We start from the raw sequence: 19,382 nt of genomic DNA, 5'->3' as shown, positions 1-19,382 counted from the left end.
ACGCAGGCCGTGTCGGCCGAAATATCTAACCGCCCATTAAGGTTAGCGGATCGTTAATGCTTGTCGGGCACATTCCGGCGACGAACCGCGGGGGAGGGTTCGGCCTTGGTTTTCGGGTGGGACGGCATGGCGGAAGCGGACGACACAATCGGCGCGCGCGGCAAGCGCGAGCCTCGCAAATCGGCAGCGCATGGCGACGCTGCATTACCGTCCCCTGCGGACAGGGATTCCACCGACACGCTTCGCCAGCTGGTCGAAGCCGGTTCGGACTGGGTCTGGGAGACCGACGCCGAACTGCGCTTCTCCTGGCTCTCGCAAAACTACCAGGCAGCCACCGGTATCGATCCGGCTGATGTGCTTGGCCGGTTCCGCTTCGACTTCCTCGACCAGGTCCTGAACGGCGACCGCAGCGGTGCCGCGCATCTGGCGGATCTGCAGGCGCATCGGCCGTTTCGCGACTTCGTGCATGAGCTGAAAGGCGGCCGCGCCGATTGCCGCTGGATCTTGACGTCGGGCTTTCCAAGGTTCGATGGCGAGGGAGGATTTGCCGGCTATCGCGGCATTGGCCGCAACGTCACGGCGCTGGCCGGCGCCTTCGGGACCCTGGAGCGGAAGCCTGCGGCGGATAGCGAACCCGTCCAGCATCTTGCCGATCTCGAGCGGACGATGGACGCCATGCACATGGGCGTCGTGCTTCTTGACGCGAGGCTCGATACGCTGATCGTCAACAAGGCCTATCGCGACCTCTCCAGGATCCCGGACGGTGCCGTGACCGTCGGCGCCCCGTTCAGCCTGTTGATGGAACTCAACCGCCGCAACGGCATCTATGGCGATATCGACGAACAGCAATGGCAGCGCTACCTTGCCACCCGGCTCGAAGAGATCCGCGCCGGCTCCGTTGCGCCACGCGAGTTCCCTCATGCCGATGGCAGGACCATGATGTTCTCGGTCACTGCCCTGTCCGGCGGCAGGCGCCTGCTGACCTACTACGACATCACCGATCTGAAGCTTCGCGACGCCGAAGTCGAGAACGCCAATGCCAGGACGGCGGAGACCTTCGCCAACCTTCGCGCCATGGTCGACCAGATGCCGATCGGTGTCCTCGTCCTCGATGCCGATTTGCGCGCCGAAGTCATCAACCGTGCCTTCTACGATTTCTGGCAGATCGACGCCCGGCGCGCCGAGATCGGCTGCAGCTTCCGCGAGCTGATGGACGCCAGCCGTGACGTCGACCCGTATGGTGCCGACGAGGCGACATGGCAACGGCATATCGCCGATCGCGAGGCGGAGATCAGGGCCGGCACGGCCGGATCGCGACAGTTCCCGCGCAATGATGGCCGCACGCTGATCTCGTCGATGGCGCCGCTGGCCGGCGGCAAGCGGCTGATCTCCTATGTCGACGTCACCGACATGAAGGATCGCGAGGCCGAACTTGCCGAGGCGCTGGAGAAAGCGCGGCTGGCGGAAGCGGTGATCAACGCCGTCAAGGATCCGATCTTCGTCAAGGACGACCATTTGCGGTTTGTGTTCGTCAACGAGGCGTTCGCCGCCTTGTTTGGCCAGACGCCGCAAGCCATGCTTGGCAAGCCCGGCGGCGATTTCGTCTCAGGCAGCAATGTCGCGCTTTTCGAACAGAGCGAACGGGACGTGCTTGCCAGCGGGCGTGCCTACGAAGTCGAAGAAAATTTTGAGGCCGATGGCGCCAGCCGCTCGCGCATCGTCAGGAAGAGCCGCGTCGGCATGGCCAGCGGCCGCAACTACGTCGCCGGCTTCCTGTTCGACATTTCCGACATGAAGCGCCGCGAGACCGAGGCCGAAGATGCGCGCAAGCATCTCGCCAGCGTGCTGGAATCCCTGCCGGCGGCCGTCATCATCTACGATCGCGACGACAAGTTCGTTTTCGCCAACCGCAAGATCCAGGACACGCTGCCGGCTTTGAGGCCGGCATGGCAGCCCGGCTGTACACTTCGCGAAGCGCTCGTCCTCGGTCATTCGAACGGATATTTCCGCAACAGCGGAGACCCGCAAGTCGACACGCTCTACGACGGCGAGCCCGATCGCTGGCTGGATGCGATCCTTGCCCGCTACCGCCTGTCCAGTTCCTCGTTCGAACGTCACAACCCCGATGGCCGCTGGTATCAGGTCTACGACATGCGGACCGACGATGGCACGTTCATCGGCGTTCGCGTTGACATCTCAGAGATCAAGAGCCGCGAGAAGGCGTTGCGCGACTCGATGCGCCAGATCGATCTGTTCCGCCACGTGCTGGACGAACTGCCGGTGGCTGCCTTCATCAAGGCGCAGGACCTGAGCATCGAGTTCGTCAACAAGGCCTGGTGCGCGATAACAGGTCTCGCCAAGGAAGAGGTCATCGGCCGCACCGACCGCCAGCTGTTCGGTGGGCAGGATGGCGATAGCTACAGCCATGACGACACCGAGGTGGCCGTGACGGGCGCCGTCAAGGAGGTCGAGGAACCCGTCACCCATCGCGACGGCACGGTCCGGCAATTGATGACGCGCAAGAGCCGCCTGGTGGCGCTGGACGGATCGGTGCATCTGGTCGGTTCGAGCACCGACATCACCGAGGTCAAGGCGCGCGAGCGCGCGCTGGAAGAGAGCATGCGCGAGAACGAGGTGTTCCGCAGCCTGATCGACAACGTGCCGGTGTCGATCTACGCCAAGCGCTCCGATCTCAGGCAGTTCTATGTCAACAAGGGCTGGTGCGACCTGACCGGCTTCGCCAAGGAAGAGGCGATCGGCAAGACCGACATCGAGATCTTCGGGCCGGACGGCGAAGCCTTTGTCGCCAGCGACCTTGCGGTGCTGCGCACCGGTGAAACCCAGGAGGTCGAAGAGACGGTGACGTTGGCCGACGGCACCGTCAGGCATCAGTTCGCCCGCAAGGGCGCGATGATCGCCTCCGACGGTTCGCTCTACCTGATCGGATCGACCACCGACATCACCGAATTGAAGACGCGCGAGGCCGAGCTGCGCGAGGCACGGCAGCGTGCCGTGCTCGCCGACCGCGCCAAGTCGGAATTCCTCGCCAATATGAGCCACGAGATCCGCACGCCGATGAACGGCGTGCTCGGCATGGCCGAACTGCTGGCCAAATCGGACCTCAACTCGAAACAGAAGACGTTCACCGACATCATCGTCAAATCGGGCAATGCGCTGCTCACCATCATCAACGACATCCTGGATTTCTCCAAGATCGACGCCGGCCAGCTGGTGCTCGATCCGGCGCCCTTCAATCTTGCCGAGGCGATCGAGGATGTGGCGACGCTGGTGTCGACACGCGCCAAGGAGAAGGATCTCGAGCTCATCGTGCGCATCGAGCCTCGTCTCGAGAGCCTGTTCGTGGGCGATGTCGGCCGCATCAGGCAGATCGTCACCAACCTGCTCGGCAACGCGGTGAAGTTCACCGACGAAGGCCATGTGCTGGTCGACGTCACCGGCGAAAGGGTTCCGACCGGGACGAAACTGACGATCTCGGTCACCGATACCGGCATAGGTATCCCCGAGGAAAAGCTGAAACTCGTGTTCGAGAAATTCAGCCAGGTCGACACCTCGTCGACGAGGCGGCACGAAGGAACCGGCCTTGGCCTTGCCATCACCTCGCGGCTCGTCGAGCTGATGGGCGGCGACATCGGTGTCGAGAGCGCCGAGGGCAAGGGCTCGACTTTCTGGTTCACCGTCACGCTGCCTCGGGCCGGACAGCAGAACGGGCAACGTATCACGCCTGTCGATGTGACCGGCGCGCGCGTGCTGATCGTCGACGACAATGCCGTCAACCGGGCCATCCTGACCGAACAGATGACATCGTGGACGTTCGATTCCTGCGCGGCCGAAAGCGGCGCCGAGGGTCTCAAGGTGCTGATCGCGGCCGCCGCCTATGGCGTGCCGGTCGACTGCATCGTGCTCGACTACCAGATGCCGGGCATGAGCGGCGCCGAAATGGCGCGGATCGTGCGCAACACCGCTGGCCTTGCCGGCACGCCGATCATCATGCTGACCTCGGTCGACCAGTCGCTCGCCAACACCAGCTATCGCGATCTCGGCATCGATGCGCAGCTGATCAAGCCGGCGCGGTCATCGGTGCTGCTGGAAACGCTGGTTGCGACGATCCAGCGGCATCGCCACAACACGGCCGACACCCAGCCGCCGGCAGCCGACATCCCTCCAGGCAAGGTTGTGCGGCCACCGCCGCCGGCGTCGGAACAACGGGCGCTGTTGCAGCCGCCCTTGGTCCGCCCCCGGCCACCCGCGACGGCCGGCGGCGACAGGCTGGATATCCTGGTGGCCGAGGACAATGAGGTGAACCAGATGGTGTTCACCCAGATCCTCGGCGAGACCGGCTATGGTTTCGAGATCGTCGGCAATGGCCGCAAGGCGCTCGACGCCTTCGGCCGGCTCAATCCACGTATGATCCTGATGGATGTCTCGATGCCGGAGATGAACGGGCTCGAAGCCACGGCCGCCATTCGCCGGCTGGAGGAAGAAACCGGCACGCATGTCCCGATCGTGGGCGTCACCGCGCATGCGCTGAAGGGCGATCGCGAACGCTGCCTGGAGGCCGGCATGGACGATTACCTGCCCAAGCCGATCAGCCCAAGAGCCTTGCTCGAGAAGGTCGAGCGCTGGGTCGGCGCCAGCCGCCAGGCTCAGCGCAACGCCGGTTAAGGCCGGCGTCGCAACCGGGCTTGCCCGGGGGAATCGGCGGAGATTCGCGGGCCCCGCTGAAGGCAAGACTATGGCGCGATCGCACCATATCCAAGGCGGCGCCCAGCCGAGACAATGGCCACATTCGAATTCCGCTCTTCCAGTTACGGGCGGGAGCAGCGACCGCCGGCATGAGACAGCGTCAACCTACCCCAACGGACCTGTTTTCGGCGATGGCCCGGCCACGACATCTGGCCGAGAGCAACGCGTTCCCGTCCGGATTTTCTTTGCCGAGGCGTCGATCGCGAAACCGCAGGTCGCTCTCGGTCTGAAACGGCGCAAGTGCCTGATTCCGGGCACAAAGCCGGGCTCCCCCGCAAGCGCCGGCCGGCCGGCATTTTCCCTGCCCCGATGACGCGTTACCGGGGTGACACGAAACTGTCATGCGACTGTTATAATCGAAGGCTATTGGCCTCAGCGGGCGCCGAGAGGAATGGCGCCGAGAGACCATCTTCCGAACAGGAGCAGGCCACATGAGACATTTCATCCGCTCAGCGGTCGTTGCGATTGCAATGGCCACAGCGTCTACCGTCACCCTTTCTGCAGCCATGGCCGCGGACCTTTCCGGCGCCGGCTCGACCTTCATCTATCCGGTGTTCGCCAAGTGGGCCGACACCTACAAGAAAGACACCGGCGTCGGCCTCAACTACCAGTCGATCGGTTCGGGCGGCGGCATCAAGCAGGTCATCGCCAAGACCGTGACCTTTGGCGCCACCGACAAGCCGATGTCTGACGCCGATCTGGAAAAGAACGGCCTCGTGCAGTTCCCGATGGTGATGGGCGGCATCGTGCCGATCGTCAACCTGACGGGCGTCAAGCCGGGCGAACTCATCCTTGACGGCAAGACGATCGCGCAGATCTACCTTGGCGCCATCACCACCTGGGACGACGCCGCGATCAAGGCGCTGAACCCGACCCTGACCCTGCCGTCGACGGCGATCGCCGTCGTCCACCGTTCGGACGGCTCGGGCACGACCTTCAACTTCACCAACTATCTGGTCAAGCTGTCCCCCGACTGGAAGGACAAGGTTGGTTCGGACACCGCCGTCGAATGGCCGACCGGCGTCGGCGCCAAGGGCAGCGAAGGCGTTGCCAACACCGTCAAGCAGACCGACGGCGGCATCGGCTACGTCGAGTATGCCTACGCCAAGCAGAACAACCTGTCGTACTCCAAGATGTTGAATGCCGCGGGCAAGGTCGTCGAGCCGTCGCTCGAATCCTTCGGCTCGGCTGCTTCGAATGCCGACTTCAAGGGCGCGAAGAACTTCAACGTCATCATCACCAACGAACCCGGCGATACCACCTGGCCGATCGCTGCTTCGACTTGGGTGCTGATCCACAAGACCCCCGATGACGCCGCCGCGACCGGCGAAGCGCTGAAGTTCTTTGCCTGGGCCTACAAGGACGGCAAGGAAACCGCCAAGGGTCTCGACTACGTCTCGATCCCCGACAGCGTCGTCGACCTGATCAAGGCTTCTTGGAAGGCCGACATCCAGGCTGACGGCAAGCCCGTCTACGTCGGCGAATAACATCCCTTTGAAGGAGCGCCGCGCCGCGGCGCTCCTTTTCCCTCAACTCAAAGAGCCGAGCTTCACATGAGTGCTGTCCAGGAAGCCTTGCCAGCCATTCGAGGTTCGCGCGACGCGACTGTCAGACGTTTCGCGCTGACCGACGCGATCTTCCACGGGATGACCCGTGCCGCCGCCATACTGGTGCTGGTCTTGCTGGGCGGTGTTGCGATCTCGCTGTTTGCCGGCTCCTGGCAAGCCCTTTCGACCTTCGGCTTCTCCTTCCTGACCAGTGAAAGCTGGAACCCGGTGACGGAGAAATTCGGCGCGCTGGCGCCGATCTACGGCACCATCATCACGTCGGCCATCGCCATCCTGATTGCTGTGCCGCTCGGCATCGGCATCGCCATCTTTCTCACCGAGCTTTGCCCGCGCCCGCTGCGGCGTCCGATCGGCATGGCGGTTGAGCTGCTCGCCGGCATCCCCTCGATCATCTACGGCATCTGGGGCCTGTTCGTGCTGGCGCCCTTCCTGCAGACGACCGTGCAGCCCTTCATCATCAACGTGTTCCATGGCATTCCCGGCCTCAACAGCCTGTTTGCCGGTCCGCCCTACGGCATCGGCCTTTTGACGTCGTCGCTGATCCTTGCCATCATGGTGCTGCCTTTCATCACCTCGATCACCAAGGACGTCTTCGACACGGTGCCGCCGGTGCTGAAAGAGTCCGCCTACGGCATCGGCTGCACGACCTGGGAAGTGACCCGCCGCGTGGTCATTCCCTACACAAGGATCGGCATCATGGGCGGCGTTATGCTCGGCCTCGGCCGCGCGCTCGGCGAAACCATGGCAGTGACCTTCGTCATCGGCAACGCGCATCGCATCAGCACCTCGCTGTTCGCGCCGGCAACGACGATCTCCGCGACCATCGCCAACGAATTCACCGAAGCCGTCGGCGATCTCTACACCTCTTCGCTGGTGGCGCTCGGCCTGATCCTGTTCGTCATCACCTTCCTGATCCTCGCCATCGCACGCTACATGCTGATGCGCATTGACGCCCGCACGGGAGCCTGACCGATGTCGACAGCCACATCGCTTCATCAGAGCCGCAAGAGGAAGAATTCCGTGATGATGACGCTGTGCGTCGCCGCCGCCGGCATCGGACTTGCCTGGCTGGCGCTCATCCTCGGCGCGCTGCTGTACAAGGGCCTGTCAGGCGTCAATCTCGCGGTGTTCACCGAAATGACGCCGCCGCCCGGCGATGCCGGTGGCCTCCTCAACGCCATCTACGGCAGCATCATGATGACCATCATCGGAGTCGTCGTCGGTACACCGATCGGCGTGCTGGCCGGCACCTACATGGCCGAATACGGACGCTTTTCGAAGCTCACCACCGTGGTGCGCTTCATCAACGACATCCTTTTGTCGGCGCCGTCGATCATCATCGGCCTGTTCGTCTACGAACTGATGGTCCGGCCGATGGGGCATTTCTCGGCGATCGCCGGCGCTGTCGCGCTTGCCATCCTGGTCATCCCGGTCGTCGTTCGCACCACCGAGGACATGCTCAACCTGGTGCCGAACGCGTTGCGTGAAGCCGGCACCGCGATCGGCGCGCCGCGCTGGGTGGTCATCAAGTCGGTCGCTTACCGCGCCGCCCTTTCCGGCATCGTCACCGGCATATTGCTGTCGATCGCCCGTATCTCCGGCGAGACGGCGCCACTGCTCTTTACGGCGCTCAACAACCAGTTCTGGTCGAGCAATCTCAACGCGCCGATGGCCAGCTTGCCTGTGACCATCTTCCAGTTCGCTCTCAGCCCTTACGAAGAATGGCAGCAACTGGCCTGGACCGGTGCACTCATCATCACATTGACGGTTCTCGCGCTCAGCATCTTTGCTCGCAGCCTGACCGGACGCAGAGAGGACAAATGAGCCAGATGTTGTCTCCAGACATGACGATCGCCGCCGAGGCAATTGCCGGCAAGGCCAAGATCGAGGTCAAGAACCTCAACTTCTACTACGGCCAGAGCAAGGCGCTGAAGGACATCACGCTGTCGCTGCCCGAGCGCAGCGTCACCGCCTTCATCGGACCTTCGGGCTGTGGGAAGTCGACGCTGCTGCGCGTCTTCAACCGCATCTACGAGCTCTATCCCAAACAGACGGCCGAGGGCCAGGTGTTGCTCGACGGGCAGAACGTTCTCGACCGCTCGCAGGACCTCAACCTGCTGCGGACCAAGATCGGCATGGTGTTCCAGAAGCCGACGCCGTTCCCGATGTCGATCTATGAAAACATCGCCTTCGGCGTCAGGCTCTACGAGAAGATCAGCAAGTCCGAGATGGATGGCCGTGTCGAGCAGGCGCTGAAGCGCGCCGCACTGTGGACCGAAGTCAAGGACAAGCTCAACGCCAGCGGCCTCAGCCTCTCCGGCGGCCAGCAGCAGCGACTGTGCATCGCCCGCACCGTGGCGGTGAAGCCGGAAGTCATCCTGCTCGACGAGCCGGCTTCGGCGCTTGACCCGCTGTCGACCGCCAAGATCGAAGAGTTGATCGACGAGTTGCAAGCCGACTACACGATCGTCATCGTCACCCACAACATGCAGCAGGCGGCGCGCGTGTCGAAGCAGACGGCCTTCATGTATCTGGGCGAACTGGTCGAGTTCGACCGCACCGAGAAGATCTTCACGTCGCCCCGCGAGAAGCGCACGCAGGACTACATCACCGGCCGCTTCGGCTGAGCTCAGGCATACGAGGACTAAGATCATGGGCGAACACACAGTCGCTTCTTTCGACGAGGATCTCGGACAGATCAGCAGGCTGATCCGCGACATGGGCGACCTCGCCGGCTCGATGGTCGGCGGCGCCACCAAGGCGCTGCTGAATTCCGACAACGCCCTGGCGCAGCGCGTCGTCTCCGACGATGCGATCATGGACGCGCGCCAGCGCGAGCTCGACGACCGCGCCATCACACTGATCGCCAAGCGTCAGCCGATGGCCGACGATCTGCGTCATGTCGTCGGTTCGATCCGCATGGCCGGCGACCTCGAGCGTATTGGCGACCTTGCCAAGAACATCGCCAAGCGCGTCGGCACCGTCGGCCTCAGCGTCACCCCGCGCGACCTGTCGCACTCCATCGACGCAATGGCGCAGCTGGTGCTGATCCAGGTGCAGGGCGTCATCGAGGAATATACGGCGCGCGACGCGGCGGCGCTGGCGAAGCTGCGCGCCGACGACGAGCGCATCGACGTCAAGTACACCTCCGTGTTCCGCGAACTCCTGACCTACATGATGGAAGACCCGCGCAACATCACCGCCTGCACGCACCTTTTGTTCTGCGCCAAGAACCTTGAGCGCATCGGCGATCACGTCACCAACATCGCGGAAAATGCGTACTATGTTTTGACCGGCACGCAGCTGCCCGCCAATCGTCCGAAGCAGGACGAGACGGCGATGTCCGCGCCGGCGGCATGACGGCAGGGGTGACCAGTCGATGATCGCGCCACGCATCATGGTGGTGGAGGACGAGGAGCCGCTTGGCGTGCTCCTGCGCTACAATCTCGAGTCCGAGGGATACCAGGTCGAGGTGGTGACGCGCGGCGACGAAGCCGAAATCCGCCTCCAGGAAAACGTGCCTGACCTGCTGGTGCTCGACTGGATGGTGCCGGCGGTTTCCGGAATCGAACTCTGTCGCCGGCTAAGAATGCGGCCCGAGACCGAGCGGCTGCCGATCATCATGCTGACCGCGCGTGGCGAGGAAAGCGATCGTGTGCGCGGCCTCTCGACAGGCGCCGACGATTATCTGGTCAAGCCGTTCTCGACGCCGGAGTTCATGGCCAGGGTCAAGGCGCTGCTGCGCCGCGCCAAGCCGGAAGTGCTGTCCAGCGTGCTCAAGGTCGGCGACATCGTGCTCGATCGTGAATCGCACAGGGTCTATCGCAAGAAGAGCGAGATCCGGCTCGGACCGACCGAATTCCGCCTGCTCGAATTCATGATGCGCCATCCCGGCCGCGTGTTCTCGCGCAGCCAGCTGCTCGACAATGTCTGGGGCGAGACGATCTACATCGACGAACGCACGGTCGACGTGCATGTCGGCCGGCTGCGCAAGGCGGTCAACAATGGCCGCATGCCCGATGTCATCCGCACCATCCGCGGGGCGGGTTACGCCATCCGGGAAGATTAGGGATATGCTGATATTCAGGGTGATGCCGGCCTGCGAACGGCAGTTTCCTGCGCTTCCGGATCCAAATGTCCGCTCCGCTCCGGTTCTTGGAACCCGCCATTCTCGACTCGGCCTAACCTGAATCTCAACACATCCAGGCGCGCTATTCACGCGACGTTCTTGCCGCCGAGGCCGGACCTCGCCTGCGTGCCGGGCGCGAAAATCTCCTGGTCGACAAAGGTCAATGCCCGCGTGGCGCAGCCTTCGCGGATCAGTGGAAGTTCGTTCGGTTCGGTGTCGAAAGAAATCGATTGCGAATGCTGGCCGCCGGCGGTCTGCGCAATCGCCTCGCGCAATGCCGGCTCGATCAGGTCGAAGGCGGCGGCGCTGACGCCGACCATGGCGACGGGCGCCGGGTCGATCAGCGCGAACAGGCTGCCGAGACCGTAGCCGAGTGCCTCGCCGGCCTTGCGATAGGCCTCGCGCTCGGGTCCATCCCTCTCGCGGGCCGCGGTCGCCAGGGCGCGCATGTCGGCATCACTGACATCGGCGACCGGTTCCGCGTCCTCGCTCATCTGCCTTGCGTTGCGCCAGATGGCGTAGTTGCCGGCATAGGCCTCGACGCAGCCGCGCCGCCCGCAGCGGCACAGCGCGCCGTGTGGCCGATGGATCATATGGCCGAACTCGCCGCCCGAGGAATGAGTGCCGGTGAACAGCTCGCCCTTCAGCACCAGACCCATGCCGATGCCGTGCGACAACAGGATGGCGATGAAGTCGTCGCGGTAGCGATCAGGGTCGCGCCAGCGCAACGCTATCGCCATCATATTGCAGTCGTTCTCCATAGTGGCAGGGATGCCGAACTCGTCCTCGAGTATGTCGGCGAAGGCGATATCGGTGTGCGGCGTGATCGGCGACCACAGCATGGCGCGGGCACGTGTGTCAGTGATGCCCTGGATCGCCAGCGCGATGCGGGCGACACTGCGGACGTCGAGGTCGGGGTCTTCGAGACGACGCCGTACGATGGCAACGCATTCACCGACCAGCGCGTCGCGCGACATGGTCAGCGTGTCCAGCCGGCGCTGTTCCTCGGCGATCACCTGGCCGGCATAGTCGATGACGGCGACCGAGAGGAAGTTCAGTGACAGCACCACGGTCATCACCGCCGCCGCTTCCGGATTGAGGCCGAGGCCGACCTGCGGCCGGCCGCGTTTGAGCGAGCCGACCTCGCTCGGCTTGCTCTCAGTCAGGATGCCTTCGCCGATGAGGTCGGAGGAGATCGCCGATATGGTCGAATGGCTGAGGCCCGTGGTCGCGGCGATCTCGGTGCGGGACGGCTGTCCGGCGCGGCGCACGGCCGCAATCACCATCGCCCGGTTGCGGCGGCGCAGATCGTCGTGGCGGATTCCGACCGACATGCTTTTTCACATCCTCCCGGTCGCTGCAGCCTTTCGTGCCTCCCGAAGGCCATCAGCGAAGCCTAAAAGCGCGACGCGCTTCAGGCACTTGTTTCTGCGCATGTCGTTGCCCAAAACCGCTGCGCACTTTTGGGGCGACAAGCGCCAAGCCAAATTCTGGCAGAACCCCACCATCCTGTCATTATTTATTACGGAGCTCGAAAAAAACTCGGAGAGACGTCAAAATCCATCAGAATCGATGTTGACAGCGTTCGGGCGTTGGATCACTATTTTTTCGAGGCTCGAAAAAATAGAGCCTCTGTGCCGGCCTACGGGTCAGTTTGGTCGCGCCATACGCGGCGCAGGGAGGATAATATGAAAAAATTCACAGCCGCCATCCTGGCGGGTGTCGCCATGTCGCTGACGCTGGTGTCGGTCGCGCAGGCGAAGGACAAGGTCATCGGCGTTTCGTGGTCCAACTTCCAGGAAGAGCGCTGGAAGACCGACGAAGCGGCGATGAAGAAGGCCATCGAGGCGGCTGGTGACAAATACATTTCCGCTGATGCGCAGTCCAATCCGGGCAAGCAGCTCACCGACGTCGAGAGCCTGATTTCGCAAGGCGCCAACGCGCTGATCGTTCTCGCGCAGGATGCCTCGGCCATCGGCCCGGCGGTCCAGAAGGCACTGGACGAAGGCATTCCGGTCGTCGGCTATGACCGGCTGATCGAGAACAAGAACGTGTTCTACCTGACCTTCGACAACAAGGAAGTCGGCCGCATGCAGGCCCGCGAAGTGTTCAAGGTCAAGCCGGAAGGCAACTACGTGTTCATCAAGGGCTCGGGCGCCGATCCGAATGCCGATTTCCTGTTCGCCGGCTCCATGGAAGTGCTCAAGGCAGCCATCGACAGCGGCAAGATCAAGAATGTCGGCGAAGCCTATACGGATGGCTGGCTGCCCGCCAATGCCCAGAAGAACATGGAACAGTTCCTCACCGCCAACGACAACAAGGTCGATGCCGTGGTGGCAGCCAATGACGGCACCGCCGGCGGCGTCGTCGCCGCGCTGACGGCGCAAGGGCTGGCAGGATCGGTTCCGGTGTCCGGCCAGGACGGCGACCATGCCGCACTGAACCGCGTCGCACTCGGCACACAGACCGTGTCGGTATGGAAGGACGCACGCGAACTCGGCAAGAACGCCGCCGAGATCGCCTCGCAGCTGGCCGCTGGCACTGCCCTGGACAAGATCCCGAACGCTGTGAAGTTCACCACGCCGGGCGGCAACGAGACCAACTCGCTGTTCCTGACCCCGATCGCGATCACCAAGGACAATCTCAACGTCGTCATCGACGCCGGCTGGATCAAGAAGGACGAAGTCTGTGCAGGCGTCGCCGCCGGCACCGTCGCGGCCTGCAACTAAAACCGAACGGGATCCCGGTTCGATCTCAGCGCCGCGGCCCCTGGGCCGCGGCGTTTCTCAAGGGGCATTCCGCTTCAAATGATCGCGGAAAGCAAATAGCATCGTGTTTCCGGCATCCGCGCCAGACGGCAAACCGGTGGGAGGACTTCATGACCGACACGGCCTCTAACACGCCTGCCGCCAATACGCCCGCAGACCGGGCGCGTGCGTCCGAATTGAGCGCCGTCGGACGCTTCCTCAAGGCGACCGAACTCGATACGCGCATGCTTGGCATGGTCGGTGCGTTGCTGGTCATCTGGGTCGGCATTCATATCCTGTCGGGCGGACTTTTCCTGACGCCGCGCAATCTCTGGAACCTGTCGGTGCAGACTTCCTCGGTCGCGATCATGGCGACCGGCATGGTGCTGGTCATCGTCATGCGCAACATCGACCTTTCGGTTGGTTCCGTCGAAGGCGTGATCGGTATGATCATGGGTGTGGCGCAAGCCGAATTCCTCATTCGCGTCATCGGCTTCCAGCTTGGAAATCCCTGGCTCTGGATCATCGCACTGGTCGTCGGCGTGGTGCTCGGTCTTGTGATCGGGGCCTTCCAGGGCTTCATCATCGCCTATCTCGAGGTTCCTGCCTTCATCGTGACGCTGGGCGGTCTGTTGGTCTGGCGCGGCATGGCATGGCTGATCACCAACGGCCGCACGGTCGCGCCACTCGACGCTACCTTCCAGTTGATGGGCGGCGGACCGCGAGGCTCGATCGGCGCCACCGCCAGCTGGATCATCGGCATCGTTGCTTGCGTGGCTGTTGCTTTCGCGTTGCTCAACGGCCGGTCGCAGCGCAAACGGTTCAACTTTCCACTGCGCCCCGTGTGGGCGGAAACCTTTCTCGGTGTGGTCAGTTGCGCTGCCATCCTTGGGGCCGTCTGGATCGCCAATTCCTACCCGTGGCCAATCGGCATCGTGCGCCAGTATGCACAGCAGAACGGCATCACCATTCCCGAAGGCGGGCTGTTCATCGCCCACGGCATCGCCATACCGGTGCTGATGGCTGTCGCGGTCGGTATCGTCATGACCTTCATCACCAAGCGCACCCGTTTCGGCCGCTATGTCTTTGCCATCGGCGGCAATCCAGAGGCCGCCAATCTCGCCGGCATCAACACCCGCTGGGTGACCATGAAGGTGTTCATGATCATGGGTGTACTGGCCGCGATTAGCGCGGCGATCTCGTCGGCCCGCCTCAACGCGTCGACCAATGCGCTGGGCACGTTGGACGAGCTGCTGGTGATCGCCGCCGCCGTCATCGGCGGCACCTCGCTTGCCGGCGGCTCCGGAACGGTGCTCGGCGCCATGCTCGGCGCGTTGCTGATGCAGTCGCTGCAGTCCGGCATGGTGCTGCTCGGCATCGACTCGCCGCTGCAGAGCATTGTCGTCGGCGCCGTGCTGGTCGTCGCGGTCTGGCTCGATACCGTCTATCGCAAGCGCGTCTAGGGGAGGACAAGGATTATGGCAGACAAGACCGCTCCCACCAGCACTGCGCTGATCGATATGCGTAACATCTCGATCGCCTTTGGCGGCATCCGCGCCGTCGATGACGCCTCGATCGACCTTTTCCCCGGCGAGGTCGTGGCGCTGCTGGGCCACAACGGCGCCGGCAAGTCGACGCTGATCAAGATCCTGTCCGGCGCCTACAAGCGCGACGCGGGCCATATCTTCGTCAACGGCGAGGAGGCATCGATCTCCAACCCGCGCGACGCCAAGAAATACGGCATCGAAACGATCTACCAGACGCTGGCGTTGGCCGACAATGTCGATGCCGCAGCCAATTTGTTTCTCGGGCGTGAGCTGATGACCGCCTGGGGTACGCTCGACGACGTTGCGATGGAGGCCGAGGCGCGCAGGGTGATGGGCCGGCTCAATCCCCGCTTCCAGCGCTTCAAGGAGCCGGTGATCAAGCTGTCTGGCGGTCAGCGGCAGTCGGTGGCGATCGCGCGCGCGATCCTGTTCAATGCGCGCATCCTGATCATGGACGAGCCGACGGCGGCACTTGGTCCGCAGGAAACGGCGCAGGTCGGCGAACTGGTCAAGCAGCTCAAGTCCGACGGCATCGGCATCTTCCTGATCAGCCACGACATCCACGACGTGTTCGAGCTAGCCGATCGGGTCTGTGTCATGAAGAACGGCCAGGTCGTCGGCACCGCGCGCACCACCGATGTGACCCAGGACGAGGTGCTCGGCATGATCATTCTGGGCAAATGCCCGCCTGGCGCCATTCCCGGGCCAGGCGCCCTGAAGATCGCCGCCTAGAACTCCAGCGGATCTTCCGAAAAAAATCTTGCTACGTCTCGATCCGTTTCTGCCCGTCGGATCGTCCTTGGTGTGTCCAAACAGAAGGAGACATACCATGTCCGACGAGCCCGTCATCTTGATCAATCTGCTTAAGGTCGAACCAGGGAAGCAGGATGCGCTGATCGCGCTCTTGAAGCAGAACACCGACACGGTGATCCGCACGCTCCGAGGCTGGAAGACGACCCGGCTGATCGCTGCAAAGGACGGCGCCGGCGTCGTCATCTACTCCGAGTGGGAGACCCCGGCAGCCGTCGAGGCGATGCGCAGCGATCCGTGCATGAAAGCCTATTTCCCGAAGATCCTGGAGCTGGCGAGCCTGGACTCGGCGGTGTTGAGCGAAACACACAAGTAAGAATGCCTCACACAAGCAACAAAGGAGAACCGCAATGGCTCGGATGGTTGTGATTTACCCGACACCGGAGAACGTTGAGGCGTTTGACCGGCATTACTTCGAAATCCACGTGCCTCTCGCCAAGAAGCTTCCGGGCCTCAGGAAATACGAGGTCAATGACGGCCCTATCGCAACGGCGGTAGGACCCTCCAACGTTCACCGGATCGGAACGTTGTATTTCGACGACCTTGCGGCGATCGAAAAGGCGTTTGCAAGCGCGGAGGGACAAGCGGCCGGGGCGGATCGCCGCCTTTTTGCGCCTGATGACTCGGGTGTTCAAATGTTCCTTTTCGACAACAGGGAAGTTTGAACCCTCCTCCTTTGTTCGTCTCGGGTAAAATGACGACGAACGAGCGCGCAGGCGCGGTAGGTCTCGATACATGAACGCGAATGAATTCGAGGATCGTCTGAAAGCGCTGCGGCCACGCCTTCACCGCTACTGCGCGCGCATGACGGGATCGGCGGTCAATGGCGAGGACGTATTGCAGGACACCCTCGTCAAGGCCCTTCACGCGCGAGCCCAGGGCGCCGGAGTGGATAACCTCGAGGGCTGGCTGTTCCGCATCGCCCACAATGCGAGCCTCGATTTTCTGCGCGCAAAATTCCGGAACACGGTCGTCCCGCTTACCGAAGACGTCGAAGCGGCGCCCATACCCGAGGCGGACATCGTCGCGATCAGCTTTCAGACGTTTCTGCGGCTGCCCGAACTTCAGCGCTGCGCGGTGATCCTCAAGGATGTTCTGGGTCATTCGGTCGACGAGATCGCAAGCATCGCAGGGTGCTCTCCGACAGCCGCAAAATCGGCGCTTCAGCGCGGGCGCGCTGCGCTGCGGCTTTTCGCACAGGCGCCCGAAGACACAAGGGTGCCGCTGATGTCCGATTCGGACCGGCGCAAGATCGCGGCTTATGTCCATCTGTTCCGGAGCGGCGATTTCGACGCAATCCGCGTCATGCTTGCCGACGACGTGAAGCTCGATCTGGTGAACCGGATCCAACTGGAGGGGCGCGACAAAATCGGCGTCTATTTCACGCGCTATGCGCAAGAGACGAAATGGCGGTTCGCCCTCGGCGCTGTCGAAGGAAAGCCGGCTATGCTGGTCTTCGACGGCACCGGCCGGATGGAAAGGCCTGCGCATTTTGTCCTGATCGACTGGTCGGAAAGCCGGATCATCGAGATCCGCGATTTCTTGTTCGCTCCCTATGTGCTCGAAGAAGCCACAGATTGGGTGCGGCTGGACTAGCGTCTACAGTACCACTTGGCCGGACGAGCCGTGCCCGGCCGCTGGTTGCCGGTCATGTGATGTGCCAGCTGTCATGATGGCTTGGCCTTGCCATTGTGTTGGCACATCGACTTGCCCATAAAGGTCCGACATTGCCCATGGACCGCATCATCCGTTGAAGAAGCTTTTTCCAATCGTCGCGTTCGTCGCCGTTGCACTGATCAGTATGACGATGGCGGGGTTTGCCTATTTCGCCACGCAGGAAGCCGCCCGCATTAAATTCGAAGCGACGGCCGACGACGCGCTCAACCGGATCGAGAGCCGCATCGACCTGCATCTGTCGCTGCTGCGGTCGACGCAGGCCCTGTTCGATGCCCGCAACGGCGATATCTCGCAGAACGAGTTCAAGGCCTTCTTCAACGCGCTCGATGTCGACAACAATTTCGCCGGCTTGCGCGGTATCGGCTTTCTCAGGCTGGTGAAGACGGGGGACGAGGCGGCGGTCGAACGCGACATGCTGCACGACCTTGGTGTCAGCCATCCGATCTATCCGGACACCACGCAGCCCTGGCGCGCGCCCATCGTGATGTTCGAGCCGCTGGATCCATCCAACCAGGCCGCCATCGGCTACGACATGTTCAGCGAACCGGCGCGGCGCGTGGCCATCGAAAAGGCAATGTCCGACGATGAGCAGCACGCCAGTGCGCTGGTGCAGCTCGGCCAGAGCACGGGCGCCGCGCAGACGTTCCCCGGCTTCCTGGTCTTCGTGCGGCTCAATGTCGAAACGGCTCCCGATGTCATCAATGCGTCCAGGTCCTCCACGGCCGGCTTCCTCTACGCGGCTTTTCGGGCACGGGACCTGTTCCAGATAGCGCTCAGCCGGTCGCCGCTGCTGCCGGTCAACACGGAAATCTATGACGGCGTTGTGAGTGGCGACAATCTTTTGTTCCGGTCGGAGACGCCGCCAGTGTCATCCTTCGGGGACAGGCTGCTGGTCACCCGCAAGATCATGGTGGCCGGCCAACCGTGGACGGTCCTGTTTCGGCCGACAAGCGCCTTCTCGCAGCCGTCGTCGCGCGCCATTCCGGTGATGCTGGGGCTGTTCGGCTTGCTGCTGGCGGGCGCCATCGCTCTGGTGGCGCGCTATCAGGAGCGGGCCTATGAGGCGGCGTCGCGCCTGCATGAGACGACGGAAAAGAGCCTGCTTGAAAAAGACCTGATGCTGCAGGAGATGAAGCACCGCATCAAGAATTCGATCACCAGGGTGCTGGCGATCGCGCGCCAGACCGCTTCGCGGGCCACTGACGTCAACGAATTTTCCTCGTCCTTCTCGGCCAGGCTGCAGGCGATGGCGGCGTCTCAGGACATGCTGACGCGCTCGCGCTGGCAGAAGGCAGACCTTGGCGATCTCCTGCGCATCGAGCTCGGTCAAGTGTTCGGCAAGGAGCTGCCCGAAGAGCTTCTGTCGGGGCCGGAGGTGCTGCTCGACGAAACCACGACGCAGGCGCTCGGCCTGACGTTCCACGAACTGGCGACGAATGCATTGAAATATGGCGAAACCGGCAATTCAGCCAATTCGCTCAAGGGAGATTGGGCGCTCAAGGTCGACTGGTCGCTCGAAGGACGCGGGCGCGACAGGGTGCTGATTCTCAACTGGCGCGAAACCGGTCAAAAGAAACTCGAGACGCCGGCCAAGACCGGATTCGGCACCAAGCTGATCGACCTCAACGTCACGCGCGAATTGCGCGGCACGATCAACCGCGATTATCGCGATGATGGGTTGAATGTGGAGATCAGGATTCCGCTGACGGGCTAGCTCGTTTCACTGAAACGCAGAGCCGCTCTATCTTCTTGTTTTGACGCAAAATTCCGGACGGAAAACCGTTTCATCAAGCGAACGGAAATGGTGCGTCCAGACGCCGAAAATCCGGAGGCCGGCGGACCGGTCTCCGGATCGACGTTTCGATTATCGCCGAACTAGTTGCAGCGAGCCGTGTAGATCTGGCCGCGATGATCGCGATACTGGCAATAGCCGTTGCGCAGGTTGCGCACCAGCAGGCCGGAACCGGCGCCCACAGCCGCGCCGATCAGCGCGCCCTTGCCGCCACCGACCAAGCCGCCGACGCCGGCGCCAATCAAGCCGCCGCCGACCACGTCCTTCTCGGTGCTGGTGCAGCCGCTGAGGGCAGCCACCGCAATCATGGCAATAATCATCTTCCGCATAGAGTCACTCCTCGCTTTG

The 19,382-nt window shown here is 62.9% G+C and carries 16 protein-coding genes; 14 read left to right on the top strand and 2 right to left on the bottom strand.

Annotated features, from left to right (window positions below):
* Window positions 1–126 precede the first annotated feature (126 nt).
* The 7 genes from CGZ66_RS25920 to phoB all read left to right on the top strand — a co-directional run bounded on the left by CGZ66_RS25920 (window position 127) and on the right by phoB (window position 10,401).
* Entirely contained in the window at window positions 127–4,683 is a 4,557-nt protein-coding gene (locus tag CGZ66_RS25920; RefSeq protein ID WP_095089325.1) for a PAS domain-containing protein, read from the top strand.
* A 512-nt stretch (window positions 4,684–5,195) separates the two neighbouring features.
* Window positions 5,196–6,251, top strand: coding sequence for a phosphate ABC transporter substrate-binding protein PstS (pstS, locus tag CGZ66_RS25915; protein WP_095089324.1), 1,056 nt, complete (start codon window positions 5,196–5,198; stop codon window positions 6,249–6,251).
* A gap of 66 nt (window positions 6,252–6,317) precedes the next feature.
* Window positions 6,318–7,301 (top strand): phosphate ABC transporter permease subunit PstC, encoded by a 984-nt coding sequence (gene pstC / locus CGZ66_RS25910; RefSeq protein ID WP_095089323.1) that lies wholly within the window; start codon window positions 6,318–6,320, stop codon window positions 7,299–7,301.
* A 3-nt stretch (window positions 7,302–7,304) separates the two neighbouring features.
* The gene (gene pstA, locus CGZ66_RS25905; protein WP_095089321.1) at window positions 7,305–8,156 is read left to right on the top strand and encodes a phosphate ABC transporter permease PstA; all 852 of its coding nucleotides are present in this window, start codon (window positions 7,305–7,307) and stop codon (window positions 8,154–8,156) included.
* Entirely contained in the window at window positions 8,153–8,959 is an 807-nt protein-coding gene (pstB, locus tag CGZ66_RS25900; protein WP_095089320.1) for a phosphate ABC transporter ATP-binding protein PstB, read from the top strand. The genes pstA and pstB overlap by 4 nt, the downstream gene beginning before the upstream one ends.
* 25 nt (window positions 8,960–8,984) lie before the next feature.
* The gene (phoU, locus tag CGZ66_RS25895; RefSeq protein ID WP_095089319.1) at window positions 8,985–9,692 is read left to right on the top strand and encodes a phosphate signaling complex protein PhoU; all 708 of its coding nucleotides are present in this window, start codon (window positions 8,985–8,987) and stop codon (window positions 9,690–9,692) included.
* Window positions 9,693–9,711: 19 nt separating this feature from the next.
* Window positions 9,712–10,401, top strand: coding sequence for a phosphate regulon transcriptional regulator PhoB (phoB, locus tag CGZ66_RS25890; RefSeq protein WP_010911896.1), 690 nt, complete (start codon window positions 9,712–9,714; stop codon window positions 10,399–10,401).
* 146 nt (window positions 10,402–10,547) lie between these two features.
* Here the strand turns inward: phoB and CGZ66_RS25885 are convergent, their stop codons facing one another.
* Window positions 10,548–11,795 (bottom strand): ROK family protein, encoded by a 1,248-nt coding sequence (locus CGZ66_RS25885; protein WP_095089317.1) that lies wholly within the window; start codon window positions 11,793–11,795, stop codon window positions 10,548–10,550.
* A gap of 354 nt (window positions 11,796–12,149) precedes the next feature.
* On the opposite strand from CGZ66_RS25885, the gene xylF reads away from it, so the two are divergent.
* The 7 genes from xylF (at window position 12,150) to CGZ66_RS25845 (ending at window position 18,956) form a co-directional block, all read left to right on the top strand.
* Entirely contained in the window at window positions 12,150–13,190 is a 1,041-nt protein-coding gene (gene xylF / locus CGZ66_RS25875; protein WP_095089315.1) for a D-xylose ABC transporter substrate-binding protein, read from the top strand.
* A gap of 149 nt (window positions 13,191–13,339) precedes the next feature.
* Window positions 13,340–14,671, top strand: a complete 1,332-nt coding sequence (locus CGZ66_RS25870; protein ID WP_095089313.1) for a sugar ABC transporter permease — start codon at window positions 13,340–13,342, stop codon at window positions 14,669–14,671.
* 15 nt (window positions 14,672–14,686) lie between these two features.
* Window positions 14,687–15,487: an ATP-binding cassette domain-containing protein gene (locus CGZ66_RS25865; protein ID WP_095089312.1), complete on the top strand. Its 801-nt coding sequence runs from the start codon at window positions 14,687–14,689 to the stop codon at window positions 15,485–15,487.
* A gap of 97 nt (window positions 15,488–15,584) precedes the next feature.
* Window positions 15,585–15,881, top strand: a complete 297-nt coding sequence (locus tag CGZ66_RS25860) for a putative quinol monooxygenase (RefSeq protein ID WP_095089310.1) — start codon at window positions 15,585–15,587, stop codon at window positions 15,879–15,881.
* A 34-nt stretch (window positions 15,882–15,915) separates the two neighbouring features.
* Complete coding sequence (locus tag CGZ66_RS25855) at window positions 15,916–16,230, top strand: EthD family reductase (protein ID WP_095089309.1); 315 nt, start codon at window positions 15,916–15,918, stop codon at window positions 16,228–16,230.
* Window positions 16,231–16,300: 70 nt separating this feature from the next.
* Window positions 16,301–17,161, top strand: coding sequence for a sigma-70 family RNA polymerase sigma factor (locus tag CGZ66_RS25850; RefSeq protein ID WP_095089308.1), 861 nt, complete (start codon window positions 16,301–16,303; stop codon window positions 17,159–17,161).
* 154 nt (window positions 17,162–17,315) lie between these two features.
* Complete coding sequence (locus tag CGZ66_RS25845; protein ID WP_095089306.1) at window positions 17,316–18,956, top strand: CHASE domain-containing protein; 1,641 nt, start codon at window positions 17,316–17,318, stop codon at window positions 18,954–18,956.
* Between the two features lie 161 nt (window positions 18,957–19,117).
* Here CGZ66_RS25845 and CGZ66_RS25840 read toward each other — a convergent pair whose 3' ends face one another.
* Window positions 19,118–19,363, bottom strand: coding sequence for a YMGG-like glycine zipper-containing protein (locus CGZ66_RS25840; RefSeq protein WP_095089305.1), 246 nt, complete (start codon window positions 19,361–19,363; stop codon window positions 19,118–19,120).
* Window positions 19,364–19,382 lie beyond the last annotated feature (19 nt).

Source organism: Mesorhizobium sophorae, assembly GCF_002270415.1.
GTDB classification, from domain to species: Bacteria; Pseudomonadota; Alphaproteobacteria; order Rhizobiales; family Rhizobiaceae; genus Mesorhizobium; species Mesorhizobium sophorae.
Note: the sequence above shows the minus strand (reverse complement) of the source record. Positions and strands in the feature narration are given on the sequence as shown.